Source organism: Treponema pectinovorum (genome assembly GCF_900497595.1).
GTDB lineage: Bacteria > Spirochaetota > Spirochaetia > Treponematales > Treponemataceae > Treponema_D > Treponema_D pectinovorum.
The window spans coordinates 190,383-216,924 of sequence record NZ_UFQO01000004.1; the positions used below are offsets into that span (position 1 = coordinate 190,383).

The 26,542-nt window shown below is 37.7% G+C and carries 27 protein-coding genes and 1 tRNA gene; 20 read left to right on the forward strand and 8 right to left on the reverse strand.

Annotated elements, in window-relative coordinates; all coding sequences use genetic code 11:
* The first annotated feature begins 160 nt into the window (after positions 1-160).
* The 13 genes from FXX65_RS07560 (at position 161) to FXX65_RS07620 (ending at position 7,988) form a co-directional block, all read left to right on the forward strand.
* Positions 161-1,432: a phosphoglycerate kinase gene (locus FXX65_RS07560; protein WP_147615762.1), complete on the forward strand. Its 1,272-nt coding sequence runs from the start codon at positions 161-163 to the stop codon at positions 1,430-1,432.
* Positions 1,433-1,942: 510 nt separating this feature from the next.
* On the forward strand, positions 1,943-2,689 hold the full coding sequence (gene tpiA / locus FXX65_RS07565) for a triose-phosphate isomerase (protein ID WP_147615763.1): 747 nt from the start codon (positions 1,943-1,945) through the stop codon (positions 2,687-2,689).
* 138 nt (positions 2,690-2,827) lie between these two features.
* Entirely contained in the window at positions 2,828-3,070 is a 243-nt protein-coding gene (gene rpsP / locus FXX65_RS07570) for a 30S ribosomal protein S16 (protein WP_147613951.1), read from the forward strand.
* 20 nt (positions 3,071-3,090) lie between these two features.
* On the forward strand, positions 3,091-3,324 hold the full coding sequence (locus FXX65_RS07575; protein ID WP_147615764.1) for a KH domain-containing protein: 234 nt from the start codon (positions 3,091-3,093) through the stop codon (positions 3,322-3,324).
* Between the two features lie 5 nt (positions 3,325-3,329).
* Positions 3,330-3,944: a ribosome maturation factor RimM gene (locus tag FXX65_RS07580; protein WP_147613953.1), complete on the forward strand. Its 615-nt coding sequence runs from the start codon at positions 3,330-3,332 to the stop codon at positions 3,942-3,944.
* Between the two features lie 4 nt (positions 3,945-3,948).
* Positions 3,949-4,758, forward strand: coding sequence for a tRNA (guanosine(37)-N1)-methyltransferase TrmD (trmD, locus tag FXX65_RS07585; protein ID WP_147615765.1), 810 nt, complete (start codon positions 3,949-3,951; stop codon positions 4,756-4,758).
* Complete coding sequence (rplS, locus tag FXX65_RS07590; protein WP_147613955.1) at positions 4,745-5,206, forward strand: 50S ribosomal protein L19; 462 nt, start codon at positions 4,745-4,747, stop codon at positions 5,204-5,206. Before trmD ends, rplS begins: the two co-directional genes overlap by 14 nt.
* 40 nt (positions 5,207-5,246) lie before the next feature.
* Positions 5,247-6,326, forward strand: coding sequence for a hypothetical protein (locus FXX65_RS07595; RefSeq protein WP_147615766.1), 1,080 nt, complete (start codon positions 5,247-5,249; stop codon positions 6,324-6,326).
* Positions 6,326-6,595, forward strand: a complete 270-nt coding sequence (locus FXX65_RS07600; protein WP_147615767.1) for an EscU/YscU/HrcU family type III secretion system export apparatus switch protein — start codon at positions 6,326-6,328, stop codon at positions 6,593-6,595. Before FXX65_RS07595 ends, FXX65_RS07600 begins: the two co-directional genes overlap by 1 nt.
* A complete protein-coding gene (locus FXX65_RS07605; protein ID WP_147613958.1) occupies positions 6,588-6,881 on the forward strand; it encodes a phosphohydrolase in 294 nt (97 codons plus the stop codon). The genes FXX65_RS07600 and FXX65_RS07605 overlap by 8 nt, the downstream gene beginning before the upstream one ends.
* A gap of 16 nt (positions 6,882-6,897) precedes the next feature.
* Entirely contained in the window at positions 6,898-7,275 is a 378-nt protein-coding gene (locus tag FXX65_RS07610; RefSeq protein WP_147615768.1) for a YraN family protein, read from the forward strand.
* A gap of 4 nt (positions 7,276-7,279) precedes the next feature.
* Positions 7,280-7,465: a hypothetical protein gene (locus FXX65_RS07615; protein ID WP_147613960.1), complete on the forward strand. Its 186-nt coding sequence runs from the start codon at positions 7,280-7,282 to the stop codon at positions 7,463-7,465.
* Complete coding sequence (locus FXX65_RS07620) at positions 7,452-7,988, forward strand: hypothetical protein (protein WP_147615769.1); 537 nt, start codon at positions 7,452-7,454, stop codon at positions 7,986-7,988. The genes FXX65_RS07615 and FXX65_RS07620 overlap by 14 nt, the downstream gene beginning before the upstream one ends.
* Before the next feature lie 36 nt (positions 7,989-8,024).
* On the opposite strand, the gene FXX65_RS07625 is transcribed toward FXX65_RS07620, so the two are convergent.
* Positions 8,025-8,897 (reverse strand): TatD family hydrolase, encoded by an 873-nt coding sequence (locus FXX65_RS07625; RefSeq protein ID WP_147615770.1) that lies wholly within the window; start codon positions 8,895-8,897, stop codon positions 8,025-8,027.
* A gap of 140 nt (positions 8,898-9,037) precedes the next feature.
* Here FXX65_RS07625 and FXX65_RS07630 point away from each other — a divergent pair, with 140 nt between their 5' ends.
* From FXX65_RS07630 to FXX65_RS07660, 7 genes are all read left to right on the forward strand, one after another.
* A complete protein-coding gene (locus tag FXX65_RS07630; protein ID WP_147615771.1) occupies positions 9,038-11,128 on the forward strand; it encodes a methyl-accepting chemotaxis protein in 2,091 nt (696 codons plus the stop codon).
* A gap of 103 nt (positions 11,129-11,231) precedes the next feature.
* A complete protein-coding gene (locus tag FXX65_RS07635; RefSeq protein ID WP_147615772.1) occupies positions 11,232-12,194 on the forward strand; it encodes a Bug family tripartite tricarboxylate transporter substrate binding protein in 963 nt (320 codons plus the stop codon).
* Between the two features lie 74 nt (positions 12,195-12,268).
* Entirely contained in the window at positions 12,269-12,736 is a 468-nt protein-coding gene (locus FXX65_RS07640) for a tripartite tricarboxylate transporter TctB family protein (protein WP_147613964.1), read from the forward strand.
* A gap of 47 nt (positions 12,737-12,783) precedes the next feature.
* Positions 12,784-14,346 (forward strand): tripartite tricarboxylate transporter permease, encoded by a 1,563-nt coding sequence (locus FXX65_RS07645; RefSeq protein ID WP_147613965.1) that lies wholly within the window; start codon positions 12,784-12,786, stop codon positions 14,344-14,346.
* A 39-nt stretch (positions 14,347-14,385) separates the two neighbouring features.
* A tRNA-Leu gene (locus FXX65_RS07650) sits at positions 14,386-14,473 on the forward strand.
* A gap of 387 nt (positions 14,474-14,860) precedes the next feature.
* Positions 14,861-16,954 (forward strand): methyl-accepting chemotaxis protein, encoded by a 2,094-nt coding sequence (locus FXX65_RS07655; protein ID WP_147615773.1) that lies wholly within the window; start codon positions 14,861-14,863, stop codon positions 16,952-16,954.
* 374 nt (positions 16,955-17,328) lie between these two features.
* Complete coding sequence (locus tag FXX65_RS07660; RefSeq protein ID WP_147615774.1) at positions 17,329-17,916, forward strand: DUF975 family protein; 588 nt, start codon at positions 17,329-17,331, stop codon at positions 17,914-17,916.
* A 280-nt stretch (positions 17,917-18,196) separates the two neighbouring features.
* Here FXX65_RS07660 and FXX65_RS07665 read toward each other — a convergent pair whose 3' ends face one another.
* The 7 genes from FXX65_RS07665 to sufC form a co-directional block, all read right to left on the reverse strand.
* Positions 18,197-19,780 carry a glucose-6-phosphate isomerase gene (locus FXX65_RS07665; RefSeq protein ID WP_147615775.1) on the reverse strand — a complete coding sequence of 528 codons (1,584 nt, stop codon included), beginning with the start codon at positions 19,778-19,780 and terminating at the stop codon, positions 18,197-18,199.
* Positions 19,781-19,960: 180 nt separating this feature from the next.
* Entirely contained in the window at positions 19,961-20,443 is a 483-nt protein-coding gene (sufU, locus tag FXX65_RS07670; protein WP_147615776.1) for a Fe-S cluster assembly sulfur transfer protein SufU, read from the reverse strand.
* Positions 20,444-20,499: 56 nt separating this feature from the next.
* Positions 20,500-21,669, reverse strand: coding sequence for a cation diffusion facilitator family transporter (locus tag FXX65_RS07675; RefSeq protein ID WP_147615777.1), 1,170 nt, complete (start codon positions 21,667-21,669; stop codon positions 20,500-20,502).
* A 99-nt stretch (positions 21,670-21,768) separates the two neighbouring features.
* Positions 21,769-23,010 (reverse strand): aminotransferase class V-fold PLP-dependent enzyme, encoded by a 1,242-nt coding sequence (locus FXX65_RS07680; protein ID WP_187116245.1) that lies wholly within the window; start codon positions 23,008-23,010, stop codon positions 21,769-21,771.
* A gap of 31 nt (positions 23,011-23,041) precedes the next feature.
* The gene (locus tag FXX65_RS07685) at positions 23,042-24,130 is read right to left on the reverse strand and encodes a SufB/SufD family protein (protein ID WP_147615778.1); all 1,089 of its coding nucleotides are present in this window, start codon (positions 24,128-24,130) and stop codon (positions 23,042-23,044) included.
* A 1-nt stretch (position 24,131) separates the two neighbouring features.
* Positions 24,132-25,559 (reverse strand): Fe-S cluster assembly protein SufB, encoded by a 1,428-nt coding sequence (gene sufB / locus FXX65_RS07690; RefSeq protein WP_147615779.1) that lies wholly within the window; start codon positions 25,557-25,559, stop codon positions 24,132-24,134.
* A gap of 37 nt (positions 25,560-25,596) precedes the next feature.
* Entirely contained in the window at positions 25,597-26,349 is a 753-nt protein-coding gene (sufC, locus tag FXX65_RS07695; RefSeq protein ID WP_147615780.1) for a Fe-S cluster assembly ATPase SufC, read from the reverse strand.
* Positions 26,350-26,542: the final 193 nt, after the last annotated feature.

The following is a 26,542-nucleotide window of genomic DNA, read 5'->3' on the forward strand; positions in this document are numbered from 1 at the left end:
AATGAATCGTGCAAAACCAGACGATTGAATTTGTATTCATTTATTATTATGATTTTTAAAGTCTGTTGTGTTTGGCTATCAAAATGTCAAATCGACAGAACGGCTTAAAATCAATTTTTATATTGATTTTTCTATTAGACTTTTTTTATTGGAGAAAAAAATGATAAAGACAGTAAAAGATGTAGATTTAAAAGGTAAACGCATAATAATGCGCGTTGATTTTAACGTTCCTATGAAAGACGGCGTTGTTCAGGACGACACTCGCATAATGGCTGCTCTGCCAACAATAAAATACATCCTTGAACAAGAGCCTCGCTCGCTTGTTTTGATGAGCCACTTGGGCGACCCAAAAAAAGATGTAAAAAAAGCACAGGAAAAGGCAGAAAAGGCAGGAAAAACCTGGACAGATGCCGACACTCAAAAATTCATTGACGGCAAAAACCGCATGAAACCTGTTGTAGACTATTTTGCTTCAAAACTTGGAAAAGAAGTTGTATTTCTTAGCGACGCACTTGGCCAAAAACAGGCAATAGATTCACTTCCAAATGGAGCAGTTGCGATGCTCGAGAATGTGCGCTTTCACAAAGAAGAAACTTCTAAAGACGACAGCGAGCGCGAAGCAATGGCAAAAGAACTCGCTTCTTACGGCGACATCTTTGTAAACGACGCCTTTGGAACAGCACATCGCGATCAGGCTTCCACAGCAACAATCGCAAAGTTTATGAAAACTCAGCCTGTTGGTGGATTTTTAATGGAAAAAGAAGTTAAGTACATAGAGCCAATGGTAAAAAATCCTCCAAAACCACAAGTTGCAATAATCGGCGGTGCAAAGGTTTCTTCTAAAATTGCAGTCCTTGAATCCCTCTTAAAAAATGCTTCTGCTTTGATAATTGGCGGAGGAATGGCATACACATTCTTAAAAGCACAGGGGCATTCGGTTGGTAAATCTCTCGTAGAAGATGACTTTATCGATACTGCAAAAAAACTTCTTGCAGATGCAAAAGCAAAGGACGTAAAAATTGTCCTTCCAGTAGACCACGTTGCTGCTACAGAGTTCTCTCCAGATGCAAAACCTGTTGCCGTTGATTCAATCGATATACCAGCAGACCTTATGGCAATGGATGTTGGTCCAAAAACTGTTGAAGAATACAAGAAAGTTCTTTCCACTGCAAAATCAATCGTATGGAACGGACCTGTTGGCGTTTTTGAATTTGACGCATTCGCAAAGGGAACTCAAGAAGTTGCACAGCTCGTCGCAGAAGCAACTGGCAGAGGTGCAATGACCGTAGTAGGCGGAGGAGATTCTGTCGCTGCTGTAAACAAATTCAATCTTGCAGACAAAATGAGCCATGTTTCTACAGGTGGCGGTGCTTCACTTGAATTTTTGGAAGGCAAAACTCTTCCAGGAATCGCAATTCTCGCGACAAAATAATTCAAGCCTGCAAAAAATGCTCCTAAAAAAACGCAATTTTAGAAGCATAAAATTTAAAGCCTGATTTTTTATTTGGGCGGCTTTTTGCTTGCGCAAAAATCAGGCTTTGCAGGGTTCCGCTATCGCCGCACAGGACGTGCGACCTACAAAAGTTGCAGACAGTTTTGCAAAAAACTGTCTGTTAAAGAAAAACACGGAAGTTTTTCTTTAACCCAATCCTTGCCGCACAAGATGTGCGACCTACAAAAGTTGCAGACAGTTTTGTAAGAACTGTCCGTTCAAGAAAAACACGGAGGTTTTTCTTTAAACCCAATCCTTGCCGCTAAGGTCTGACGCAAGGTGCGATTTCCTTTCATAACATAACTCGCCAGTTTCAAAATTTACATTCAAAAGTTAAAACTTATGTGACTCAAAGCGTATACAATCGCTCGCTTTTTTTTGACATTACATCTTTTTAATATTAAAATTACGTACTTCTATCGTGTTATTGATTGAATTTTGGAGGAAAAAATGCGCTCAACTTATATCGCCGGCAACTGGAAAATGAACATGGAAAAGCAAAGTTCTATAAATCTCGTAAAGGAACTTGTTTCCAGTTTGGGCGATTGCAAAAATAAAGTTATGATTGCTCCTCCTTTTGTCTATTTAGATGCAATTTCTTCTTTAGTAAAAGGTACAAATATTTTACTTGGTGCTCAAAATTGTGCTGCAACAGATAATGGAGCGCACACAGGCGAAATCTCCGTAAACATGCTCAAAGATTTAGGCGTTCAGGTTGTAATCCTTGGGCATTCAGAGCGCAGATATGAATTTGGCGAATGTGATGAACTTATAAATATGAAAGTTTTGCGAGCGTTGGCTTCTGGCTTAGACGTTATAATCTGCATTGGAGAGTTGCTTGCACAAAGGGAAGTCGGCAGGGCGGAAAAAGTCTGCGAGCGTCAGTTAAATTCTGCCTTGCTCGGTGTTTCTAAAGAACAGCTTTCTCATGTTACAATCGCATACGAGCCAGTATGGGCTATTGGAACAGGAAAAACTGCAACTCCAAACGATGCACAGCAGATTCACAATTATGCACGCAAAGTTATTGCAAAAATGTATGATAAAGAAGCAAGCGAAAACATAATCATTCAATATGGCGGTTCAATGAATGTAAAAAATTACAAAGATTTGCTTGCTCAAGAAGATGTTGACGGTGGATTGATAGGTGGAGCAGCGTTAAAAGCCGAAACTTTTATTCCAATCTGCAACGGCTGAGTTTTCATTTTTCTAATCGTATTGATTAAATCATTTTAAAAGAATAAAATACTTTCCATTCTGCATTGGTGTTTTTATGCCCTGTGGATAATTTTCTCATCAATTTTAGGACTTGCTAGCAAGCCCTTGGAGGATAAAGTGGTCAAAATAAGACTCAAGAAATTCGGTACAAAAAAGCGTCCAGCGTACCGCATCGTAGTGCAGGATTCACGCAAACCTCGTGACGGCACAACAATAGAAGAGATTGGAACTTACGATCCAATTTCTGCTGGCGAACAGTTTACTGTAAATGAAGAACGCGCAAAGTACTGGGTTAGCGTAGGAGCTCAACCTACTGACATGGTTCGCAAACTTTTCAGTACAAAAGGTCTTAACAAATAATCAAACGGGAGTAACGAGGAATGGAAAAAGACCTGATTGAATACATTGCAAAATCATTGGTCGATGATCCTAGTGCAGTCTCGGTAACAGAAACCGAGGGTGAACGTGGTTCTGTATTGGAACTCCGTGTTGCCCAGGGCGATATTGGTAAGGTGATTGGCAAATACGGTCGTATTGCAAAAGCATTGAGGACTGTTTTAAGCGCTTCTTCTTCAAAAGATGGAAGACGCTGTAGTCTGGAAATTTTGGATTAGTTTTCATGACAGAACAGTTTATTGTTGGTTTTATTCGTGGCTCGCATGGAGTTTCGGGTAATATGAAAATTGAAAGTGCTTCTGGCGAATATGAGCATTTCTATTCAATGAAAGAAGTTACTTTGAGGGACGGCAAAACAGGAGATTCAAAGGTTTTTAAAGTTGAATCTTTAAAGGTCGGTGCTGACACCTTGTATTTAAAACTTGTAGGTATAGATTCCTCCGAAGATGTTCGTAAGCTCAACGGATGGCAGATTGTTGTACCTCGAAAATATGCCAAAAAACTCGGCAAAAACGAGTGGTATGTTGAAGACCTAAAAAATTGTGCCTTGGATTTTTATCCTGAACAGGCAAAAGACGGATTGGCAGTTTGGACTGCGCCTGCTGTCGGTAAGGCTGTAACAGTGGGAACAATCACAGACGTAATAGAAGGCGGTTCTGGAAATCTCTTAGAGATTTTGCTGGCCGAGAATTGTGATTTGCTTGAAAAAAGCGTTGAATCTTCTACAAAAAAAGGAAAGAGGCGAACGGTTTATGTTCCGTTTAATCCAAACTTTGTAAGAAATGTCGATGTAAAAAACAAGCACATTCAGTTGATGCACCTCTGGATTCTAGAGTAATTCTATGAAATTTACCGTGCTGACCTTATTTCCTGAGATTCCGCGCGCTTTTTTTGAAACCTCAATCATGGCGAAGGCGGTTGAAAAGGGACTCATTGCTTACGATTTAGTGAATATCAGGGATTTTGCCTTTGATAAGCACAAGACTTGTGATGACAAACCGTACGGAGGCGGAGCTGGACAGTTGATGCTGGCAGAACCTCTTGGGCGCGCTTTAGACAGCGTAAAGGCTTATAAGAAACACGTAATTTATGTTACACCATCTGGAAAGTCTTTTACACAGGCAAAGGCGCAAGAATTGAGCCAAAAGGACGAAATTGTCCTTATATGCGGAAGATACGAAGGTATTGACCAGCGTATAATAGACGAGTACGTTGATGACGAAATTTCGATTGGAGATTACGTTATGTCCAGCGGTGAAGTTGCAACAACCGTTATAATCGATTCTGTTTACAGATTGGTTGACGGAGTTATAACACACGAATCGCTGGAAGAGGAAAGTTATTCTGGCGGACTTTTAGAATATCCTCAGTACACTCGCCCAAAAGTGTATAAAGGCATGGAAGTTCCAGATATTTTAACTGGAGGAAACCATGAACATATTCGAAAGTGGCGTTTGCAAAAGCAACTCCAAAAGACCCTTGCAAATAGACCAGATTTGGTTGCACAGGCAAGGTTAAAAGGACAGCTCACTGCAGAAGCCGAAAAAATGATTGAGGAACTGATGGGAATGCAGTTAAAAAAGCATGAACACAGAAAGCACCGTGGCAGAAAGTCAACGGTTAATCAGGAGAATGACAATGGATCTTATTAAGACTATTGAAGAACGACAGAAAAAAGAAAATACCTTGCTTTATAAAGTTGGCGATACAGTTGTTGTACACTTTGAAATCATCGAAGGTAAAGTAAAGCGTATTCAGAAATATGAAGGCATTGTAATTTCTATAAAGGGTTCAGGTGTTCGAAAGACATTTACAGTGCGCAAGAATTCTTACGGAGTAGGCGTAGAGCGCGTATTCCCTGTAAACAGTCCTCGCGTAATAAAAGTTGAACTTGTAAAAACAGGCAAAGTTAGGCAGTCAAAACTTTACTATTTGCGCGATAAAATCGGTAAAGATGCAAGAATTAAAGAATTGCTTGGACCAAAAGCAAATGCTCGCATTGCAGCTTCTCGTGCTGCAAACAAAGCTGCTGATGTTGCAGAAGAAGCAATCAATGCAGAAGCAAAGGCAGCAAATGCAACTTCTGAACCTGCTAAATAATATCGTTTAATCGGTTAGTTAGAACCTGGAACATGATATAATGTTTCAGGTTTTTTTTATGTCTTCCAATGTTCGCATAGTAAATGAGAGCCTTTCATCTCTACAAAAATCCAATTCTCATTTGGTAAATGGTAGCATTGTAAATGGACGTGTTATTTCTGCAAAGGGAGATGATTCTTACGTACTAAGCCTTTGTGGAAAAAAAATTGAAGTTCAGTCAAATATTTTATTAAAGGAAGGAACGCCTTTTCGAGCTCGCCTTGAAGTAAGACAAAACACAGTTTTTATAAAATTGATTTCGGATTTTAAAGATAAAAATTCGCAGTCCGCTCAAATTCTTAAATTCAATTCAAACGAAAAAAATTATTCGTCGCTTTTGCAAGATTTGGGACTTCCTCTCGTGCCAGAAAGTTTTAAACTCGTTCAATTTGCGCTTTCTATGGGAATAAAACTGGAAAGTCCAAAATTAAGAAAAGCACTGCTTGCAGGAGATGACGGAAACGAAAAATCTTTAGAAAAATCTCAAACTGCACTTTTGCTTACTGAAAAAGGAATCGATTTTTCGGACAAAACGGTGGAAAAAATTCAGCAAAGTTTTTATGGACAGAAAAAAGATGATGAAAAAGACCAGAAGACTCTCGAAAATAAAAAAACAAAAATCAAAAAAACAGGAAAGGAGGACATAAAAAATTATTTAGAGCAGGCAGATGATGCTTCAAAAAATGCTCAAATTGGACTTTTAACGCTTTTTAATTCGATAAAAGCAAAGGATACAGACAAACTGCACTGGATTGTTTTGCCTTTTGAGTGGGACTATAGAAAATTTAGTGGAGTAATTAGAGTTTTATATTCGGAAGATGAAAAAAATTTTAAAAAACTAGTTGTAAATTGTGACAATTCCGTTAAATTCTATTCTTTTGTGTTATATTTTGAAAAAGGAAGGGTAAGTCGCGTAAAAGTTGCAGCAAAAGATGACTTTTCGCAAACTTCCAAAGAATTCTTACATGCAAAATTTGAAGAACTTTTTGGGGAAGCAGATTTTGAAGTTGTAGAATTTGAAAAACTTGAAGGGTTTACAACTGACGAGAATATTTTTACCTTTTTTAGAGGAGAAGCCTAGTGTTCAAAGATAAAAAGGCTGTTTCCTTACGATATCCGTCGACTGCTCAAGCACCTTTCATAACTGCTACAGGAAAGAATCTTGTTGCAGAAAAAATACTCAAAATTGCAAAAGAAAATGGCATCGCTATTGTAGAAAACAAAGAATTAACCGATGTGCTTTTTTTGGAATCTCCTGGAAACCTAATTCCAGAAAGTGTCTACGAAGCGGTTGCAAAGGTTTTCTGTTTTATACAAGCGATTGAAGAAAAGGAGCAAAACTATGATTAACACATTGTCAAAAACTCAAAAAAGCTTCACTAAAATAAATTCTTCTGACGTAGTTCTTGGAAGGCGATATTCTGCTCCTGTTTTTTTTGATGACGGTTCAAATATGTTTTTGGCAGAAGGTAAAACTGTAAAAAAATATCATCTCGATGCGTTAAAGCGATGGTCAATTCCTTTTCTTTTGACTTATGGACACGTAATAGCCGATGAAGACATCGTTGTGAATAACGATTATATTGAAGAATTGGAAGAAGTAGAAGAACTTGAAGAATTAGAAGAAATCGTTTGATAAAGCCAGTTAATAAATGAATTATCCCGATGAAAGACTTTCGAAAAAAAATATTGGGGACAAAGGCGAAGAAAAAGCTGTAAATTTTTTGATTTTAAATGGTTATGATGTAATCGCGCGAAATTGGCGGACAAGGCGTGGCGAAATTGATATAATAGCCAAAAAAGATGATATTATCGTTTTTGTCGAAGTAAAAACTCTGCCTAGCGGTGGATTAGAAACTTTATGTCATGAGTTAAATCTTAGAAAGCAAAAAAGAATTATCGAAACTGCTAAATTCTTTCTTGAAAAATATCGACAATATAATAACAGCCGAATCCGTTTTGACGTACTCGTCATAGATATGCCAGGATTTGAAGCTGTTTATCATATTCCTAATGCTTTCTCGGAGTGATAGTATGACAGCAATTTCTACAACATCTAAAAAAATGTATTCTGACAGTCGTGTGCTGGAGTTAAAGCGAAAAATTCACGATTCAGAATATTTGGACTATGCTGTTCAAAGGATTGCTCAGGTTTTGAGTCAAAAACTGGTTGAAGACAACGAACGACTATACACTGGGAGAAGACATGAGCAGAGATAATTTTAGGCGTGGAAATAAAAATCGCAATAATTGGAATTCTAAAAACAGCCACAGCGGTAAAAATTTTCAAAACAAACAAGCAAAAAATAATGAAAATCCTCAATCTTCTCTAAATTCATCTTTTAAATCTTCAAATTTTCAAAATAAAAAATCTATAACGCCAGAAATGCAAAAGCAGATTGAAGAAAATGAAAACGCAATCAAAGAATTTAAATCGAATGTGGTTTTGTGCGAACTTTGCGGAGAGCCTGTTTTGGAACTTGCAAGTGCGTTAAAGAATAAAACGACAGGAAATCCTGTCCATTTTGACTGCGTTCTTAAAAAAATTGCCGAAAAAGAGAATTTGTCGCCACAAGAAAAAGTAACCTACATTGGAAACGGAAAATTTGCAATTCTTCATTTCGAAAACGTTCACGATATGCGACATTTCTCTATTGTAAAAGAAATTGAATGGGAAGAAAGGGATTCCAAGCGTGGAGAATGGAGAGATGAAATGTCCACTCTTTTCAGCCAGATAAAATAAAACCTGTCACCGTAATAATCTTAAATATAAAAAAGTTCACAGATTAAAGAGAGTTTTTATATTTTGCTCAACGGTTTGGCTTAAAACTTTTGCGTCTGTATTTCTCGCTTGTGCAATAAAATCATAACAGTAGTCTATTAAAAGTGGAGTATTTGTTTGCCCTCTAAACGGCACCGGAGCAAGATACGGCGAATCCGTTTCTAGTAAGATTCTGTCATCCGGAACATACTGCAAAAGTTTTTTCATATCGTCGATCTTTGATTTTTTTGTGTATGTTGTTCCGCCACCAAACGCAAGATACCAGCCTAAATCCAAAAATGCTTTTGCCTGTTCAAGATTGTAACTAAAGCAGTGGATAATTCCCTTGTGCCAGCCGACATTTTTTATGCATTCCAAAGTAGCTTCAAAAGCGTCTCGTGAATGAACAATCGTTGGAAGATTCATTTCTTTTGATAAAAGCAGTTGGCTTTCAAAAAGTTCCCGCTCGCCATCGTATATTTTAATGTCAAATTCTTCTTTATTCCTTGAGTCTGTGCCGGAAGGATTCCAGTGATGGTCAATTCCTCCTTCTCCTATTGCTATGAGTTTTTTCGGCGAAATTTCATTAAACGATAAAATCTCTTCTTTTAATGTTTTCATCACTTCTGTTCTATTTTTTATCGACTCGACATCTGGCCATATTCCTGCACTGTAAAAAAACATATCTTTTGCTTTTGAGCGAATTTCCAATGGCAATTTTTCAAGCGATTTTTCTACTATTTCGCGCCGTTTTAATAAATCGTCGCAGCGAGTTCCTATATCTAATACGAAGGAAGTATTTTTTTCGACAAGTTTTTCCAAAAGAACAGAGCCGTCAACCGAACATTCTGTAACGAGATTATAAAGATGAAAATGAGTATCGCTGAACATATTTATGATTTTATCAGAATAAAAAATATAACATCAATCTAGTTTAAGCCTAAATTAACGTTTATAAAAAAATGTTTGATAAAAAGCTAAGGTTTGACCATGAAATATTTAGACAATAAAATCGGTTTCGAGGTAAAAATATGAAAATTAAAAATAAGAAAAAAAGCTTGGTGTCAAAAATCCTTTCGAGCATATTTATTTCAATATTGCTCTTTAATGTCGTCCAAATTTTTTTGATTGGAAAAATTACAGCAGATGCACAGAAAAAAGACGATACTTTTGACTACGACCAGATGGTTGAAGCGTATTCGCGCGCTATAGAAAGCAAATTTGAGTCGTATTTTAAGGCTCTGGATTTTTATGTAAAAAGTGATGTTGTAAGGTTTGGAACCGAAGCACAAATTGCATCTTGGCTAAAGAGCACAAGCGAGTTTCGGGATGAAATTTTTAACTATGTCCTTTTTTGCAATAAAGACGGACTTTGTTATACAGATTTAGGCACGACAGAAATTGCTTCGCGTTCATATTATAAAGCGATTTTTAATGAAAGAAAAATACAGTATGCAAGCGATCCCTCTCTTTCGACTTCTACAAAAAGACCTGTAATTCAAATAGCAAAACCCGTAATCGTCGATTCTGAGATAATAGGTTTAATCTGCGGCAGCATCGATATTGAAGATGTAATAGAACTTATAAACAGGATAAAAATCGGCAAAACAGGTTATGCGTGGCTTTTAAGCAGTACAGGACTTGTAATCGCTCATCCTATGGAAGAGTTTGTGATGAAGAAAAGTTTTATAACAGGCCTTTCCGAAGATTATAAAGATTTGAGCGCAGTTGCATCGGAAATTTCTAAAGGATATGTTGGCTCTGCTTGGGCAAAGGGATTTAACGGTGGCAAGGATTATATAACATATCACGGAATTATAGGCTCTCCATGGGGACTTGCAATTTCTGTTCCTCAACAAGAGATTTACGATGTTGTAAGTCTTGTTATGAAGCAAATGCTAGTTTCTTCATCCGTAATAGTTGTATTTTTGCTTTTGATTTCTGGATTTTTCTTATACAAAAACATAAAACCTTTAAAAGATGTAGAAAAAGCGATAACAAACATCGCTTCTGGAAATGCAGATCTTACAAAACGGATAGAATTTAATTCCAACAACGAAATTGGCAATGTTGTAAAAGGCTTTAATGCTTTTGCAGGCAAATTGCAGTCGATAATAGGCGATATAAAAAATTTAAAAGAAGAACTTTCGATTCACGGCGAAGATCTTTCGTGTAGAGCAAGAGATACTGCAAATGCAATATCACAGATAATAGCAAATATCAATGGAATTCGTTTGCAGATTGAAAACCAAAGCAAGAGCGTACAAGGAACTGCCGGGGCTGTAAATCAGATAGCGTCAAATATCGAATCTTTGGATAAAATGATAGAAAATCAGTTTGCTGGCGTTGAACAAGCGTCTGCGGCTGTTGAACAGATGATGGGAAATATTTCTTCTATAAATATTTCTGTTGATAAAATGGCTTCATCATTTAAAACTTTGCAAACAGACTCTCAAGAAGGTTTTTCAAAACAGGAGCTTGTAAATGAGAAAATTGAGCAGATAGAAAAGCAATCTGCGATGTTGCAGGAAGCAAATGAGGTCATATCTTCTATCGCATCGCAAACAAACCTTTTGGCAATGAACGCTGCAATAGAAGCCGCACACGCAGGGGATGCTGGAAAGGGATTTTCTGTAGTTGCAGACGAAATTCGTAAGCTTTCGGAAACTTCAACAATTCAATCAAAAACAATAGGCGACCAGCTCGAACTTATTCAAACTTCAATCGAATCAGTTGTTAAATCTTCTACACAATCAAGCGAGTCCTTTAGGAGCGTTTCTAAACAGCTAACAATTACGGATCAACTTGTAATGCAGATAAAAGCTGCCCTTGAAGAGCAAAACGAAGGTTCTCAGCAGATAAAAGAAGCGTTGCATGCAGTAAACGAAAGTTCAAGCGAAGTAAAAAATTCTTCTTCTGAAATGTCTGCTGGAAACAAAGCGATTTTGGATGAAATAAAAACTCTTCAGGATGTAACTTTTTCTATGAAAGAAAGCATGGAAAATATGTCGAATGGCGCTAAAAAGATAAACGAAACTGGGGGTTCTTTGAATACGATTTCTTCAAAAGTAAAATCTACTATAGATAAGGTGGGAGAACAGGTTGATAAGTTTACTGTTTAAACTATAACAAGACTCTAATAAATTATTTTTTGACTTATAAAACTAAGTCGTTTATGATTTAAAATAGATTATTAAAAATAAGTCATAAGGAGGCTTTTAAAAAATGAAAAAAATTCTTGTTGTTGCCCTTTCGATCGTAGTTGCACTTGGAATTACAAGTTGTGGAAAAGGTAAAAAAGCAGATTATCCAAAAAAGGGTGTTACAATGATTTGCCCTTGGGGTGCTGGTGGTGGAACGGATGCTATTCTTAGAGCAGTTTGTTCTTCTGCAGAAAAATATTTAGGAACTACAATCACCGTAGAAAATAAGACAGGTGGTGCAGGTTCAATCGGTTACCGCGCTATAAAAGATGCTAAGCCAGATGGATACACAATAGGAATGATAACATTCGAATTGAGTTCAAATCCTTGGCAGGGCTTGCAGGATTTTACATACGAAGCATACGATCCACTTTTAATGGTTAATACAGATGCTGCTACAATCACTGTAAAGGGCGATGCTCCTTACAATACTCTTGCAGAATTTGTTGACTACTGCAAAAAAAATCCAGGGAAAGTAAACATCGGAAACTCTGCTCCAGGTTCAGTATGGCACATTGCTGCAGGTCTTTTTGCTTCACAGGCTGGAATTGATGTAAAACACGTTCCTTTTGAAGGTGCTGCTGGTGCTGTAACTGCTGTTGCAGGTGGACACATCGAAGCAGTTTCAGTTTCTCTTGCAGAAGTAAAATCTCAACTTGATGCTGGAAACGTAAAAGTTCTCGCTATAATGGATTCAAAGCGCCCTGTAGCATATCCTAACATCCCTACAATGAAAGAATTGGGATACGATATTGAATATGGAACTTGGCGTGGAATTGGACTTCCTAAAGGAATTTCAAAAGACATAAAAGATAAACTTTTTGACGTATTTACAAAGGCTATGAATGATCCTGACTTTATTGCGGCAGCAAAGAAGTTGAATCAGAACATTACTTACATGGATAGCGAAGTATTTGCAGCCTTCTTAAAGACCAATTATGAAGGTACAGGTGCAACAATGAAAAAACTCGGTCTTGTAAAATAAGTTATTTAAATACATGCAGAACCAGTTCAAATACGGACTGGTTCATTTTTTTAGTTCAAAATATAGGAAGTAATATGAAAATAGCCAATATAGTTTCTGCAATAATAGGAATGCTTTATTCTTTGACTGCATTTCTAATGACCTTTACATTTAAAGAATTTACAAATGTCCCTGTTGGCCCAGAATTTTTCCCAAGAATTTTGGCAGTGGCGCTTTTTGTATGTTGTTTTATATTATTAGTTTCGACTCTGTTAAAAAAAGATGACGGACAAAAAGCCCCTACGATAAGCCCTTTAAATAAAGACATGCAAAAATGTCTTCTTGCTCTCTTAGTTATCATAGTTTATGCAATTTTATGGGAAATTGTAGGTTTTATAATTGCAACTCCTCTTGCACTTTTTGTGATGATGTTGATATTAGGGCAGAGAAAGTATCTTTTTATGGCAGGGATTTCTGTTGCTGCGACCACTGTAATCTTTTTAGCGTTCAAATTCCTCTTGCAGATAGAAATGCCTATGGGATTCTTAGAAGATTTGTTCTAAGCATATCAAAAGTTACTTTTACAAAATTTTAATTGGAGATTTTATACATGGATTTTTCTTTGATTGCATCTAGTTTTGGACAGGTTTTTTCTTTAACTACTTTGCTTTATACATTTTTAGGTGCAGTGGGCGGAATTTTGATAGGCTCTATTCCAGGCTTAACAGCAACTATGGGAATTGCACTGTTAGTTCCGTTTACTTATGGATTGGATTTCGTTTCTGGGGTTGCAATGCTCTTGGGAATTTTCTGCGGCGGTATGTATGGTGGTTCAATATCTGCCATATTGATACATACTCCTGGAACTCCTGCGGCAGCAGCAACGGTTTTGGAAGGCTACCCAATGGGGCAACGAGGCGAAGCAGGAAGAGCGCTCACAATTTCGCTTTTTTCATCGTTTGTCGGTGGAATAATTGGTGCTTTGATAATGACCTTCCTTTCGCCATATATTTCCAACATGGCACTCAAATTTGGACCTGCAGAGTTCTTTGCACTGGCAATTTTTGGCTTGAGCGTAATTGTTTCTATCTCTGGTAAATCTATAATTAAGGGATTGATAAGCGCCTGCTTTGGACTTTTAATTGGTTGTGTTGGAATAGACAAAACCTGCGGATACATAAGATTTTTTACCTTCCCAGGCTTTTATGACGGAATTCCTTTTATTCCTGCATTGATTGGACTTTTTGCGGTGAGCGAAGTTCTTGCAAATTTTGAACATTTGCTTGAAGGAACAGTTCCAGAAAAAGTTCAAAGGACATATAAAACAGGAAATGCGATTGGAAATTATTTAAAATCTGTTGTAAAAAATGTTATTCCAAGCCTTGCGGATTTTAAAGTCATCTGGCCTCACATGATAAAAGGTGGATTGATAGGAACATTCATCGGTGCAATACCAGGAGCTGGTGGCGATATAGCAGCCTTTGTTTCTTATAGCGAAGCAAAACGAACTTCTAAACATCCAGAAAAATTTGGGCACGGCGCACCAGAAGGAGTTGCAGCAGCAGAATCTGCAAACAACGGTTGTTCAGGTGGAGCGATGATTCCTCTTCTTGCGTTGGGAGTTCCGGGAGATTCTAATACTGCGGTTTTGATGGGCGCATTCATAATGCACGGTTTCCAGCCAGGACCTATGATGTATGTGGAACATTTGAACATAGTTTATGCAGTTTTTGGAGCACTTCTTGCGGCAAATCTTGCATTCTTGGTAGTTGGAATGTTGGGTGTAAACCTGTTTTCAAAAGTTATAAATATTCAACGGTACATCTTAATTCCTTGTATTTTGGTTCTTTCTTTGGTGGGTTCTTATGCAATAAACCAAAGCATGTTCGATGTATTTTTTGCAATAGTCATGGGCGTTGTAGGCTATCTATTGCAGAAGTACGGATTCAGCCTTTCACCAATCTTGCTTTCCCTTATTTTAGGACCAATGTCAGAATCAAATCTCAGACGCTATATGCAGATAGTAGACGGTAATTTCTTCAAGATTTTCTCAAGACCAATCTGTCTCTTGTTCTTTACACTTGCGATTCTTTCGCTCATAACTGCTGTATTGAACCAGCGCAAGATTGAAAGGAATGAAAGGCAGGAACTTGAATCTAATAACAAAGTTTGATATACTTTGCGAGTTATCTTGAGAAATCAAGATAATGATGCCGGGATGGTGGAATAGGTAGACACAAGGGACTTAAAATCCCTCGGCAATTCAAACGGCCGTGCCGGTTCGATTCCGGTTTCCGGCAGCATCAAAGACAGGTTTCCATTTGGGAGCCTGTTTTTTTTATTTTAAATGAGCTAAGGGCGACTTTTTGCTTCACCTCGCTCCGCAAAAAACACGCTTTGCGGGGTTCGCTAACGCTCATCCTCCTCGTCGCTTTGCTCCTGCGGTGGACGCTTACGCGCCCCTCCAATCGTTGTCGCACGGGACGTGCGATCTACAATTTTTCTGCATAGATTTTTATTAAATGTGTTAAAAAGTTTTCGGCAACAAAAAATATATAACTTTTTTCTTTACAAAAACATTTTTTCAGGTTTAAGATAATTTTAATGCCAGAAGACTTATTTAAATTGGCTTAAAATCTATCATAGATTTTTTAATTTAAAAATAAATATAAAGAGGTTTTAATTAAATGAAAAAACGTTTTTCAATGCGCAACAAATTGTTGCTTGTTTTTGGGCTATTAATAGCATTTGCTACAACTACAGAAGGATTTCTTGCTATACGAACAGCAAGAAAGGCGGTAATAGAAAAAATCGAAACACACCTTATAGACAAGGCAACCGACACTGCAGAAATTATAGATGGTAGGATTGACGCTTTTTGGAAAGTTTTGGAAGGCATCGCTCGAACTCCAACTATGCGCGATGCAAAAGTGTCAAATTTTGAAAAAGCTAGATTTCTCGAAAAAGAAGCAAGCATAAATTCTCAAATTCTCGATTTGTATTTTACAGATACGCAAGGGGCTATATATCTTTCAGACGGCACAACTTCAGATACTTCAAAAGACCCGTATTTTAAAGCGAGCATTGCTGGCAAAAATTTTTTGAGCGAACCTTACGTAGGAAGCATAAGCAAAAAATTCGTCATGGATGTTTCTGTTCCAGTTCGTGATGAATCAAGTAAAATAATAGGAGTTGTAATTGCAACTGTTGATGGTTTAATCCTGTCAGAGCAGATAAAAGATATTGTAGTAGGGCAAACAGGCTATTGTTATGTTCTTGGCTTGACTGGCAATATTGTTGGTCATAAAAACTCCGAATTGGTAAAAAATAAGTGGAACTCAGTGGAAGAATCAAAAAAGGATTCAAGTTTTTTGGATAATGCAAAATTTGAAAAGCACGCAATGGCTACAGACGAAAGTTCTGTTTGGTATTATCATTATTATCAAGTGGACAAGATTGCTTCTTATGCGACGTTGAAATCTACAGATTGGACTCTTATTATTGCTGCCCCCGTAGAAGAATTTATGGGAACTGTTAATGTATTAACTCGAAGCATGTGGGTAACAGGAATTGCAATTCTATTGATAGCACTTGTTATAGTCTTTTTTATTGCCAGAAAAATTCTAAAACCGATAAGTATAGTTGTTGCCGCACTAAAAGATATTGCTCATGGTGAAGGAGATTTAACAGTCAGTTTGCCAGTTACTGGTAACGATGAAATAGCAGATTTATCAACTTATTTTAACGAAATGATAGAAAAGCTTAGAAATTCAGTTAAGCAGGTTGGCGCAAGTTCAATTGATATGCAGGATATTGGCAATGAGCTTGCAAGCAATATGACAGAAACTGCGAGCGCAGTACACGAAATAAGTTCAAATATTGAAGGCATAAAAAAACAGGCAGATATACAGGCAAACAGTGTAAAAGATACCGCTTCTACAATGGAAGAAATCATCCGCACTATTACTCAACTAAACAACAGCATAGAAAATCAAGCAGCTAGCGTTGCACAATCTTCTTCGGCAGTCGAGCAAATGGTTGCAAATATCGCTTCTATAACACAAACCCTTGATAAAACAAATGACTTAATAAAAACATTGGCAGCATCCACCGCAGACGGAAATAAAAGCATCACAGGTGCTACGGTAGTAACTCAAAAAATTGCAGAAGAATCTGGCAGTTTAATTGAAGCAAGCAATGTTATTCAGCATATTGCAAGTCAGACTAATCTTTTGGCAATGAATGCTGCAATAGAAGCCGCCCATGCAGGTGAAGCTGGCAAAGGATTTGCAGTTGTAGCAGATGAAATTAGAAAACTTGCAGAAGAATCGAGCGCGCAGGGTAGAACAATTACAGAAACTCTTAAAACCCTTTCAGGCGAAATTGAAGAACTTTCGAATTCTTCACAAACGGCAGGAGAAAAATTCAATGCCATCTTTAGCCTTTCCGAGCAGGTAAAAGATATGAGTAATAAGCTTATGGGAGCAATGCGCGAACAAGAAAACGGTAGCAAAGAAGTTCTTGAAGCGATAAAAACAATCAACACTGTAACAATGGAAGTAAAAACTGGTTCTGCAGAAATGTTGCGTGGTGGAGAAGGAGTTGCAGAAGAAATGCGCAAACTTGATGATTTAACTTCTGTAATAGTTGGCAGTATGGACGAAATGGCAACAGGAGCCGTTCAAATTAGCAATGCAGTGCAAGATGTAAACGAAATTACTCAAAAAAATAAAGAAAGTATAGGAAATCTTGCGCGAGAGGTGCAAAGGTTCAAGGTATAAATTGATTATATATAATATTTACAATTGGAAAAAAATTTTGTAAAGAAATCGAACTTCTCTAATTAATTTTTATCTACATTTATAAATCCAACAGAGTTTTTCTTTGTTGGATTTTTTGCAAAAAGTTTAAACGCAGGTTAAAATAAAAAAGCCTAAACTTTGAGGTTTATTTCTAATAAAACTTTAATCGTTTTTTATTTGGAATTCGATTTTTATAATTTTTTTAATTTAGGCGGCTTTTTGCTTCGCAAAAACCGTGCTTTTCGGAGTTGCGCTATCGCTCCATTGGCTACGCCAACGCCTTTGGCGCTCCTACAATCACTGCCGCTTTTTAATCGAAATTCATTTTATATAAAACTTATAAGGAGAATATCATGGTAATTCAACGCAGCGAATTAAAGTCCCTTGCAAAAGCACAAATAAAAGGCAATATTGCAACTTTTTTTGGAATAATTGTTATTTATTCTGTTATTTTTGCAGTTGCAGCCTTTATTCCAGTTGCACCAGTAGTATTGCAAGGTCCAATCTATCTTGGTGCTGCCTTATTTATGATGGAAGTTGTTAGAACAAAAAAAGGTCAATTTAACACTGCTTTTTTAGGTTTTAAACAATTTGGAACTTCTTTTGTCGCAAGCCTGCTCATGGATATTTTTACTTTTTTATGGACGCTTCTATTCATAATTCCGGGATTTGTAGCCTGCCTAAAATATTCTATGACTTATTACATAATTGCAGACAATCCTAAACTTTCTGCAATGGAAGCGATTAAAAAATCCAAGATGATGATGCAAGGCCATAAAACTGAACTGTTTGTGCTTCTGTTAAGCTTTTTCTGGTGGTATGTTCTTTGCTTTATAACCTTTGGTATTGCAGGAATTTATGTTGCGCCGTATGTAAATGCAACTGTCGTAAATTTTTACGAAAAATTAAAAGTGGAAGAAAATACTGTGATTTTGAATTAAAAGAATCGACATTTATTTGTAAGTTGCACATCCTGTGCCTGTTAAAGAAAAACGTCCTTGTTTTTCTTTAACGGACAGTTTTTTGCAAAACTGTCGACATTTATTTGTAAGTCGCACATCCTGTGCAACAAAAGCGTTAGGGATTGGAAGGGCGGCGTAGCCGTTGGCGTAAGCCAATGGAGCGTTAGCGGAACCCTGCAAAGCCCGCCGCCACAACATTTGTTGTGGCGAACGCCATATAAAAAGTGCCCTGCTTTAATAACAGGGCATTTAATTTTTTTTATAAATTCATTAGTTCTGCGTAGGCTTTTAGTGCGTCTTTACTCTGCCCAGACAGCACTTTTTTTGCCAGAGTTTTTCCCAATTGTACGCCTTCTTGATCAAAACTGTTTATATTCCACAAAAATCCTTGAAACATCACCTTATTTTCGTAATGCGAAAGGAGTGCACCCAAAGTTTTTGGATTTAATTGCTCACCGTATATCAGCGAGGACGGTTTCTCGCCTGCAAAATTCTTATTTTTGTCGTTATCATCTTTTCCCAGAGCAAAAGCCGCAATCTGTGCTACGACATTTGCATTCAGTTTGCTTTGGCTTGTTGAACCTTCTATTGTAATGTCGGCCTTGCACTGATTTTTCTTAAAGGCGATAAACTGAAGTGGAATCGTGTCTGTTCCCTGATGGAGCAACTGGTAAAACGAATGCTGACCGTTTGTTCCAGGTTCGCCAAAAATGGCAGGTCCTGTTTGATAGTCAATAGGTTCGCCAAATCTGTTTACGCTTTTTCCGTTTGACTCCATATCAAGTTGCTGCAAATGCGCAGGGAATCGGCTGAGTGCTTGACTGTAAGGTAAAATGGCTGTTGCAGGATAGCCTTGAATGTTGCGCTCATAAATTCCAATAAGTGCGTCGAGCAGGGAAGGGTTTTTTAATATGTCTTTATTTTTTGCAAGTTTGTCTTCTTCAGCGGCACCCTGTAAAAAATCGTCAAAAACCTTTGGACCGAATGCGAGCGAAAGCACTGCGCCCCCAACTCCGGAAGTTGAAGAATAGCGGCCACCTATAAAGTCGTCCATGTAGAACGAAGTAAGATATTCAGGATTGTTTGCGAGTGGAGAAGTTTGAGAAGTTACTGCAAGCAAGTGGTTTTTTGGGTTTAATCCTGCATCGGCAAGTGCTTTTTTTACAAAGGATTCGTTTGTAAGCGTTTCCAGCGTTGTGCCAGATTTTGAAACCAAAATAAAAAGCGAGTGTTCAAGGTCTGTTTCCCTTAAAACTGCCTGTGCATCGTCTGGGTCAACATTCGAGATAAACTTTGCCTGCATTTTAAAGCACGAATTTGCCTTTGCCCAGTTTTCCAGCGCAAGATACATCGCTCTAGGGCCTAAATCGCTACCGCCAATTCCAATCTGAACAACTGTCGTAAAGCGTTCGCCCTTTGCGTTCGTGATTTTTCCTTCATGAACTTTTTGTGCAAATTCTGCAATTCTTTTTTGTTCGCTTTTGTAAAAATCCCTCTTGTTAATATTGTCCGCAATCACATCGTTGCCGAGCTGTCCTCGCGTCAAATGATGAAGCACCATTCGATTTTCGCCAGTGTTTACGATTTGCCCATTGTATGTCGCTTCAAATTTTTCAATCAATTCTGCTTCGCTGGCAAGTTCGGCGAGCAGTTTTAAGATTTTTTCATCAACCTGCTTTGCAGCATAGTTAAAGTTAAGCTTTGCACCCATAGGAACACAGCATTCTTTAACCCGTTTTGCACCTTTTTCGCCTTCGAGCACTTTTTTAAGGCTTACAGCACCTTTTAGCGCCTGCAATTTTTTGTAAGCGTCGTTTGTATCAAGATTTTCCCAAGAAATCATCAAAAACCCCTTTAAAATTCTAATGCAATGATTATACCACAGATTTTCTTATAGAAGCACATCTTTACACTCGACCGCGCTTTCGCAGTTGCGTAAACTCCAGTCCGGCGGACCGCCTTTGGCGCTGCTACAGTGCGGGCTAAGTTTTTTTGTTTTAAAAGAAATTTATGTTCTCGCTTTTTAACGCTTGCAATTTTCGTGCTGTACAGAAGCGCTTGCCTTTAATTCCTGTGTTTTTGCAGGTGTCAAAAGCATTTCGTGGAGCGTTCTCCATCCTAACTGTGCACATTTTACCCGGCTTGGCATTTTTGATATGTCTGCAAGAGATGCGGCTTCGTCTAACTGTTCAATATCTTTTTCGTCTGCTGTTCCCAGTATCATCGCCATGAAAATTTCGTAGAGTTTTTTTGCTTGTTCAACGGTTTTCCCAATCACCAAGTCGAGCATCATATCAACGCTTGCCTGGCTTATAGCACACCCTGAACCTGAAAAAGAGCCGTCTGTAATTTTTCCATCAACGGTTTTTAAATATAGAACGATATTATCGCCGCAACTTGGATTTACTCCGTGCAAAGTTAAGGTTGCTTCCTGCATAGTTTTTTTATGTGCGGGATTTACGTTATGTTCGTTCAATATTTCTCTATATAATTCTTTTGTATCCATAAATATTCCTTTTTATTCAGCAATAGTTTTATTTAACCATTATAAAAACATAACTCTTATTGTACAAATGGCGATTCAAAACTTATCACGCAGTTTACATCGCTGTATTGTTTTTTGAGCAGGTCTTTTATTTTTTCATTTAAAATTTTATTTGGAATTTCGCAATTAAAAGGTTTTACGACTTCAAATATCAAATTTGAATGTGTTTTTCCAGGAACTAAGCGCACATCGTGAATATTCAATCCTGAATCGATTTTTGAAATATTTAAAAGCAGAAAATTTTTTATCTCTTTCAGGCGTTTGTTATGTGTGTCGATAGGATCCATGTGTATTACTGCCTGACAGTTAAACTTTTTGTTCAAATCGTTTTCTGTGTTGTCAATTACATCGTGCAGTTCAAAGATGTTTACATCGCCTGGAACTTCTGCATGCAAACTTATTATAAGCCTGCCTGGCCCGTAATTGTGTACTATAAGGTCGTGCATGGAATAAATCGGTTTGTGCTTTAAAACTTCTTCTTCAATCTGTTTTACAAATTCTTTTGTTGGAGGAGTTCCCAAAAGTGGCTGTGCTGTTTCTTTTGCACTTTTGAATCCCTCATAAATTATAAAGAAAGAAACTATAAAACCTGCAATAGAATCCAAAGGAAAATCGGTGAACCTTCCGAAAATTCCAGAAATTATTACTATTGCTGTTGAGAGGCAGTCGCTAAGGCTGTCTTTTGCGGCAGCTTCTAAGGTTAGAGAATCTATTTTTTTTGCTATTCGGTGATTATAAAAATACATGTAAAATTTTACAAATATGGAAGACATTAAAATAAAAAAACTCAAAATTGAAAAATCGATTTTTGCGGGCTTAAAAAAAGATATGACGGAAGATTCTAAAAGTTTAAAACCCATCAAAAGGATAAGAAAACTTATTATCAAGCCAGAAATGTATTCTATCCTTCCGTGTCCAAAAGGATGTTCTTTATCTGCCTTTTTTAAAGAAAGTTTAAATCCTAAAACCTGAACAAAAGAACTTGCCGCATCAGAAAGATTGTTAAAAGCGTCGGCCGTTATCGCAATGCTCTTAGAAAAAATCCCTATCATAATTTTTACAAAGAAAAGCAGGATGTTAAAACCGATTCCTGCGATGCCAGTTAAAATTCCATAAGAATGGCGCACTTTTTTATCTGAATAGTTTTTCCAATCTTTTATAAATAATCTTGAAAGCAAATAAATCATGCTTTAATTTTAATTTATTTGCACGAGATTGAAAAAGGTAATCTTTGCTAGCCTAGTGCAACTAAACGAGTTTGCACCTAAAATAGTTTGCGCCTAAGCTTAATCTTTATAGCCTGACCACTTCCGCAGCATCGAAACTTTCTGAATAAAAAAATCGACTTCTTCTTCTGTGTTGTAAAAGTACAAAGAAGCACGAGCGGTAGAAGGAACTCCAAGATACTCGCCGAGTGGCTGCGCGCAATGGTGGCCTGCTCTTATCGCAATGTTTTCGTCAGAAAGCAGGGTCGCAATGTCGTGAGGATGAACGCCTTCAACTGTAAAGGTTACAATTCCGCATCTTTTTGAACCGTCCTGACTTCCGATTATGTTTACATGCGGAATCTTTTTTAAGCCTTCTACAAGTCGGCAGGCTAGTTTGCTGTCGTGTTCTGCAATTTTTTCAAATCCAATGCTTTGTATATATTTTATGGCGGCGGCCATTCCAACTGCATCGGCAGCGCTGACTGTTCCCGCTTCAAATTTGTGTGGAACTTCTGCCCAAGTCGCAGAAGTTTGACTTACGTATTCAATCATCTCGCCTCCTCGTAAAAAAGGTGGCATTTTTTCTAGCAAATCTAATTTTCCGTAAAGGCAGCCGATTCCCATAGGACCACAGAGTTTATGTGCGCTAAAAGCAAAAAAATCTGCATCCATATCCTGAACGTCAACTTTTATGTGCGCTGCGGATTGTGCGCCGTCTACAACAATAATCGCACCGTTTTCATGAGCAATTTTTGAAATCTCTTTTATAGGATTTTCTGTTCCAAGTACATTAGAAACCTGCGTTATCGCAACAATCTTTGTCTTTGCCGTTATTTTTTGATATTCACTTTCTGGAATTTTGCCAGTTTGCTTGTCGATATCCATGTATTTTAAGGTTGCACCCTTTGTCTGACATACAAACTGCCATGGAAGAATATTCGAGTGGTGTTCCATTATAGAAATGACAATTTCGTCTCCAGGATTTACATTTGCTATTGCGTAAGTGTTTGCAACTAAGTTTAGACTTTCTGTTGCGTTTCTTGTAAAGATGATTTGGCGAGAGTCGCCTGCATTTATAAAATTTGCGGCTGTGCTTCTGGCGTCTTCGTATGCTTTTGTCGCACGCTCGCTTAATGAATAAAGCCCACGCAAAGGATTTGCATTTTGTGTTGAATAAAAATGTTCCATCGCTTCAAGAACTGCATAAGGTCTTTGTGCGGTTGCGGCAGTGTCTAAATAGACGAGGGCAGAATTGTCTTTTGATTTTTTTTCATCAATCGCTTTTAATAAAGGAAAATCCTTTCTGTATTTATTTATCATCGTGTACCTGACTTATCTTTAAATTGAATTTTTATTCTTCGCCAATATATTCAGATATTTTTTGTACGAGATTTTCATCTGGAATGTTTTGTGCAAAAGCCATAACCTTTGCCCGCGTCAGAATAGACTTTGCTTCGCTTTCTGAAATTCCTCTCGAGTTAAAATAAAAAAGTTCCTCGCTTCCAAGCCTGCCCAAAGTAGAGCCATGTGTTCCTGAAATTTCTTCTTCGCCGCACAGTATCATAGGAATCGAGCGATTTGTTGCGTTAGGAGAAAGCAAAAGTGTTTCTTCTTGCTCATCTCCAGTAGAAGAGATGCAGCCTGTTCTAAAATCTATTGTTCCGCGGTAAGTTTTGCTGGCGTTATCCGCAAGGCTTCCTTTTACGTCCATCTTTGTGTCGGTTTTTTTGCCAGTGTGAACGGTGCAATAGTTAAAGTCGAATTCCTGCTCGTTTTTTGCGATATATGCGGTTTCACTTTTAAAATTTGCTGCAAAACCTTCCAGATTTGAAGTTACATTTACAAATGCTTTTTTACTTCCAAGTTCAATCTGTGTTATTTTTATGCTCGCATTTTCTTCTGCAAGAGATTGAGTGTCGTCCAAATGTATTGCGTTTTCGCCCAGTAGTTGAACTTTTATCAAGTGGATTTTTGAGTTTTGTTTTGCGTAGATTTTTGTTTGCAAGGCAAAAAATCCATCTGCGTCTTTGTTTGAAGTGTAGTCAAAAATAATCGTTATGTTCGCATTTTCTTCTGCAACGATGCTCTGCTTTGCACAATATGTTTTTCCGTCTTTTAAATCGAAATTTATGATTAGAGGTGCTTCGCATTCGCCTTGTGCGAGAATTCCCATCTTTTTAGCAGCAAACGAATTTATGATTTTTGTCGTATCTTCGCTAGACTTGTGCTCCATAGTTTTTGGAAGGCAGGATTCAATTTCGTTTAATTTTGAATCTCCATCATAGAAAATTTTAGTGCCCTTTGGAACGTTTTTTACTCTTGCACAATCTGTAATTTCTTCTTCGACTTTTGCTTGCAAACTTGCACGATTTATCTTAATCCAATTCCAAGTAAGGTATGGGATTTCGTTTATGTTGTGATATGAAAGATTTTTTTTCATTTTACATATTTCCTTTCATTTCGAGGCGGATGAGATTATTCATCTCCACAGCGTATTCCAGCGGAAGTTCTTTAGAAACAGGATTTGCAAATCCAGAAACAATCATCGTGCGCGCTTCGTCTTCCGAAAGTCCACGGCTCATAAGATAAAAGATTGCATCGTTAGAAATTCTTCCGATTTTTGCTTCGTGCCCCACATCGCAGTCGTCCGTGTGAATTTCCATTGCTGGCACGGTGTCCGAGCGGCTCTTGCTGTCTAACATCAAACTTTCGCAGCTTACGCTTGCTTTAGCTCCCTTTGCCTCTTTTGCTATATAGATTGCACTGCGGTATATCGAAACTCCGCCGCCTTTGGAAAGCGATTTTGTAGTAATCAAAGATGTTGTATTTGGCGCAAGGTGAATCATCTTTGCACCTGTGTCCAACTGTTGTCCTTCTCCTGCAAAAGTTACACCAGTGAACTCTGCTCTGGCACCTTTTCCAACCAAATCGCTTTCCGGGTAAAGATATGAAATGTGGCTTCCAAAAGATCCCGAAATCCATTCTACAGCGGCACCTTCTTCAACTCTTGCACGCTTGGTGTTCAAGTTGTACATATTTTTTGACCAGTTTTCAACGGTAGAGTAGCGCAGATGAGCGCCTTTTTTTATGTAGAGTTCAACACAGCCTGCGTGCAGATTTGCAACATTGTATTTAGGAGCAGAACAGCCTTCAATAAAGTGAACGTCCGCCCCTTCTTCAACAATTATCAAAGTATGCTCAAATTGGCCAGCACCCTTTGCATTCAGTCTAAAATAACTCTGTAATGGAACTTCGACCTTTACTCCTTTTGGCACATAAACAAAACTGCCACCAGACCAAACCGCTCCGTGCAGAGCTGCAAATTTATGGTCCGTTGGTTTTACTAGTTGCATAAAGTATTCTTTAACCATTTCGGCATATTCGCCTTTTAAAGAACTTTCAAAATCCGTATATATAACGCCCTGCTTTTTTACTTCTTCCTGCAAATTGTGGTAGACAAGTTCAGAATCGTATTGAGCGCCAACGCCAGCAAGAGAGGTTCTTTCTGCCTCAGGAATTCCAAGTTTTTCAAAGGTGTTTTTTATATCTTCTGGAACATCTTCCCACTTAGCCTGCATTTTAGTGTTAGGTCTAACATAGGTTGCAATTTCTTCCATATTCAAGTCAGAAATATCAGGCCCCCATTCAGGCTCTTTTAAACTGTTGTATACTTCAAGCGATTTTAGACGAAATTCTTTCATCCAAAGAGGGTCATCTTTATCTTCAGAAAGTTTTTCAACAATCTCTTTGGTAAGACCTTTTTTATTTCTGTAAAAACCTTTTTCTTCGTATCTAAAGTCATAAGGCGACTGTGAAATTTCCAATATATCTAAATCTTCCGATGTATTATTTTTATTTTGTGTATCCATTTTTAGTCCATAGGGAACGGAAACTTATCCTTCAAAATTATTTTTTTTCAAATGAAGAAAATGCTTCAAAGCCTTTTTCATTTATCTGCTTAACTAAATTTGCATCGCTGTCCTTTACAATTTTACCTTTTACAAGGACATGAGTTCTGTCAACTTTTAAACTTTCCAGAATTTTAGTCGAATGCGTTATTATCAAAAGCGAGCCGTTTTGCGATCTTTTGTATTCCTCAATTCCGTTAGAAACAGTGCGCACTGCGTCAACATCAAGACCAGAATCCGTTTCATCTAAAATTGCAAACTTAGGTTTTAACATCAAAAGTTGAAGAATTTCACTCTTCTTTCTTTCGCCGCCAGAAAAACCAACATTCAAATCGCGCTTTGCATAACTTTCGTCCATGTTCAAAAGAGCCATCTTTTCTTTTAATTCCTTCTGGAACTGAAAAATTTTAACCCTTTGCCCAGTTTGTGCCTGCAATGCATTGCGGATAAAACTTTCTAAAGAAATTCCTGGAACTTCAAGCGGAGTTTGGAAACTCAAAAATATTCCTTTTGCCGCTCTTTTATCTGGAGAAAGAGAAGTTATGTCTTCGCCTTCAAATAAAATGCTTCCACTTGTAACCGAATAAAGCGGATTTCCCAAAATTGCATATCCCAAAGTGGATTTTCCAGCACCATTGGGACCCATAAGAACATGAGTTTCGCCTGCACCAATTTCCAGGTTTACTCCGTTCAAAACTTGATTTTTATCTATTTTTACCGACAAATCTTTAATTTGTAATAAGCTGTTCATAAAAAAAGTATATAAGATTTCTTTTTTTTAGTGAATAAATACAAGAAAAAATGTGCTGTATCAAAAGCTTCGAAAAAAAACAAAGTTTTAGAATTCCGGCGGTCCGGCACTTTGTGCCGTCGTGCTTTTCAGGGTTCGCCGTCTTGCGCGGCTCATTCGACGCTCGCTCTGCTCGCTTACGAACGCTTCGCGC

What these genes read in the sequence shown, in the direction of transcription:
- FXX65_RS07560 (WP_147615762.1), top strand. Translation starts at nt 161, where the DNA reads ATGATAAAGACAGTAAAAGATGTAGATTTAAAAGGTAAACGCATAATA.
- tpiA (WP_147615763.1), top strand. Translation starts at nt 1,943, where the DNA reads ATGCGCTCAACTTATATCGCCGGCAACTGGAAAATGAACATGGAAAAG.
- FXX65_RS07575 (WP_147615764.1), top strand. Translation starts at nt 3,091, where the DNA reads ATGGAAAAAGACCTGATTGAATACATTGCAAAATCATTGGTCGATGAT.
- FXX65_RS07580 (WP_147613953.1), top strand. Translation starts at nt 3,330, where the DNA reads ATGACAGAACAGTTTATTGTTGGTTTTATTCGTGGCTCGCATGGAGTT.
- trmD (WP_147615765.1), top strand. Translation starts at nt 3,949, where the DNA reads ATGAAATTTACCGTGCTGACCTTATTTCCTGAGATTCCGCGCGCTTTT.
- rplS (WP_147613955.1), top strand. Translation starts at nt 4,745, where the DNA reads ATGGATCTTATTAAGACTATTGAAGAACGACAGAAAAAAGAAAATACC.
- FXX65_RS07595 (WP_147615766.1), top strand. Translation starts at nt 5,247, where the DNA reads ATGTTTCAGGTTTTTTTTATGTCTTCCAATGTTCGCATAGTAAATGAG.
- FXX65_RS07605 (WP_147613958.1), top strand. Translation starts at nt 6,588, where the DNA reads ATGATTAACACATTGTCAAAAACTCAAAAAAGCTTCACTAAAATAAAT.
- FXX65_RS07610 (WP_147615768.1), top strand. Translation starts at nt 6,898, where the DNA reads ATGAATTATCCCGATGAAAGACTTTCGAAAAAAAATATTGGGGACAAA.
- FXX65_RS07615 (WP_147613960.1), top strand. Translation starts at nt 7,280, where the DNA reads ATGACAGCAATTTCTACAACATCTAAAAAAATGTATTCTGACAGTCGT.
- FXX65_RS07620 (WP_147615769.1), top strand. Translation starts at nt 7,452, where the DNA reads ATGAGCAGAGATAATTTTAGGCGTGGAAATAAAAATCGCAATAATTGG.
- FXX65_RS07625 (WP_147615770.1), bottom strand. Translation starts at nt 8,897, where the DNA reads ATGTTCAGCGATACTCATTTTCATCTTTATAATCTCGTTACAGAATGT.
- FXX65_RS07630 (WP_147615771.1), top strand. Translation starts at nt 9,038, where the DNA reads ATGAAAATTAAAAATAAGAAAAAAAGCTTGGTGTCAAAAATCCTTTCG.
- FXX65_RS07635 (WP_147615772.1), top strand. Translation starts at nt 11,232, where the DNA reads ATGAAAAAAATTCTTGTTGTTGCCCTTTCGATCGTAGTTGCACTTGGA.
- FXX65_RS07640 (WP_147613964.1), top strand. Translation starts at nt 12,269, where the DNA reads ATGAAAATAGCCAATATAGTTTCTGCAATAATAGGAATGCTTTATTCT.
- FXX65_RS07645 (WP_147613965.1), top strand. Translation starts at nt 12,784, where the DNA reads ATGGATTTTTCTTTGATTGCATCTAGTTTTGGACAGGTTTTTTCTTTA.
- FXX65_RS07655 (WP_147615773.1), top strand. Translation starts at nt 14,861, where the DNA reads ATGAAAAAACGTTTTTCAATGCGCAACAAATTGTTGCTTGTTTTTGGG.
- FXX65_RS07660 (WP_147615774.1), top strand. Translation starts at nt 17,329, where the DNA reads ATGGTAATTCAACGCAGCGAATTAAAGTCCCTTGCAAAAGCACAAATA.
- FXX65_RS07665 (WP_147615775.1), bottom strand. Translation starts at nt 19,780, where the DNA reads ATGATTTCTTGGGAAAATCTTGATACAAACGACGCTTACAAAAAATTG.
- sufU (WP_147615776.1), bottom strand. Translation starts at nt 20,443, where the DNA reads ATGGATACAAAAGAATTATATAGAGAAATATTGAACGAACATAACGTA.
- FXX65_RS07675 (WP_147615777.1), bottom strand. Translation starts at nt 21,669, where the DNA reads ATGATTTATTTGCTTTCAAGATTATTTATAAAAGATTGGAAAAACTAT.
- FXX65_RS07680 (WP_187116245.1), bottom strand. Translation starts at nt 23,010, where the DNA reads ATGATAAATAAATACAGAAAGGATTTTCCTTTATTAAAAGCGATTGAT.
- FXX65_RS07685 (WP_147615778.1), bottom strand. Translation starts at nt 24,130, where the DNA reads ATGAAAAAAAATCTTTCATATCACAACATAAACGAAATCCCATACCTT.
- sufB (WP_147615779.1), bottom strand. Translation starts at nt 25,559, where the DNA reads ATGGATACACAAAATAAAAATAATACATCGGAAGATTTAGATATATTG.
- sufC (WP_147615780.1), bottom strand. Translation starts at nt 26,349, where the DNA reads ATGAACAGCTTATTACAAATTAAAGATTTGTCGGTAAAAATAGATAAA.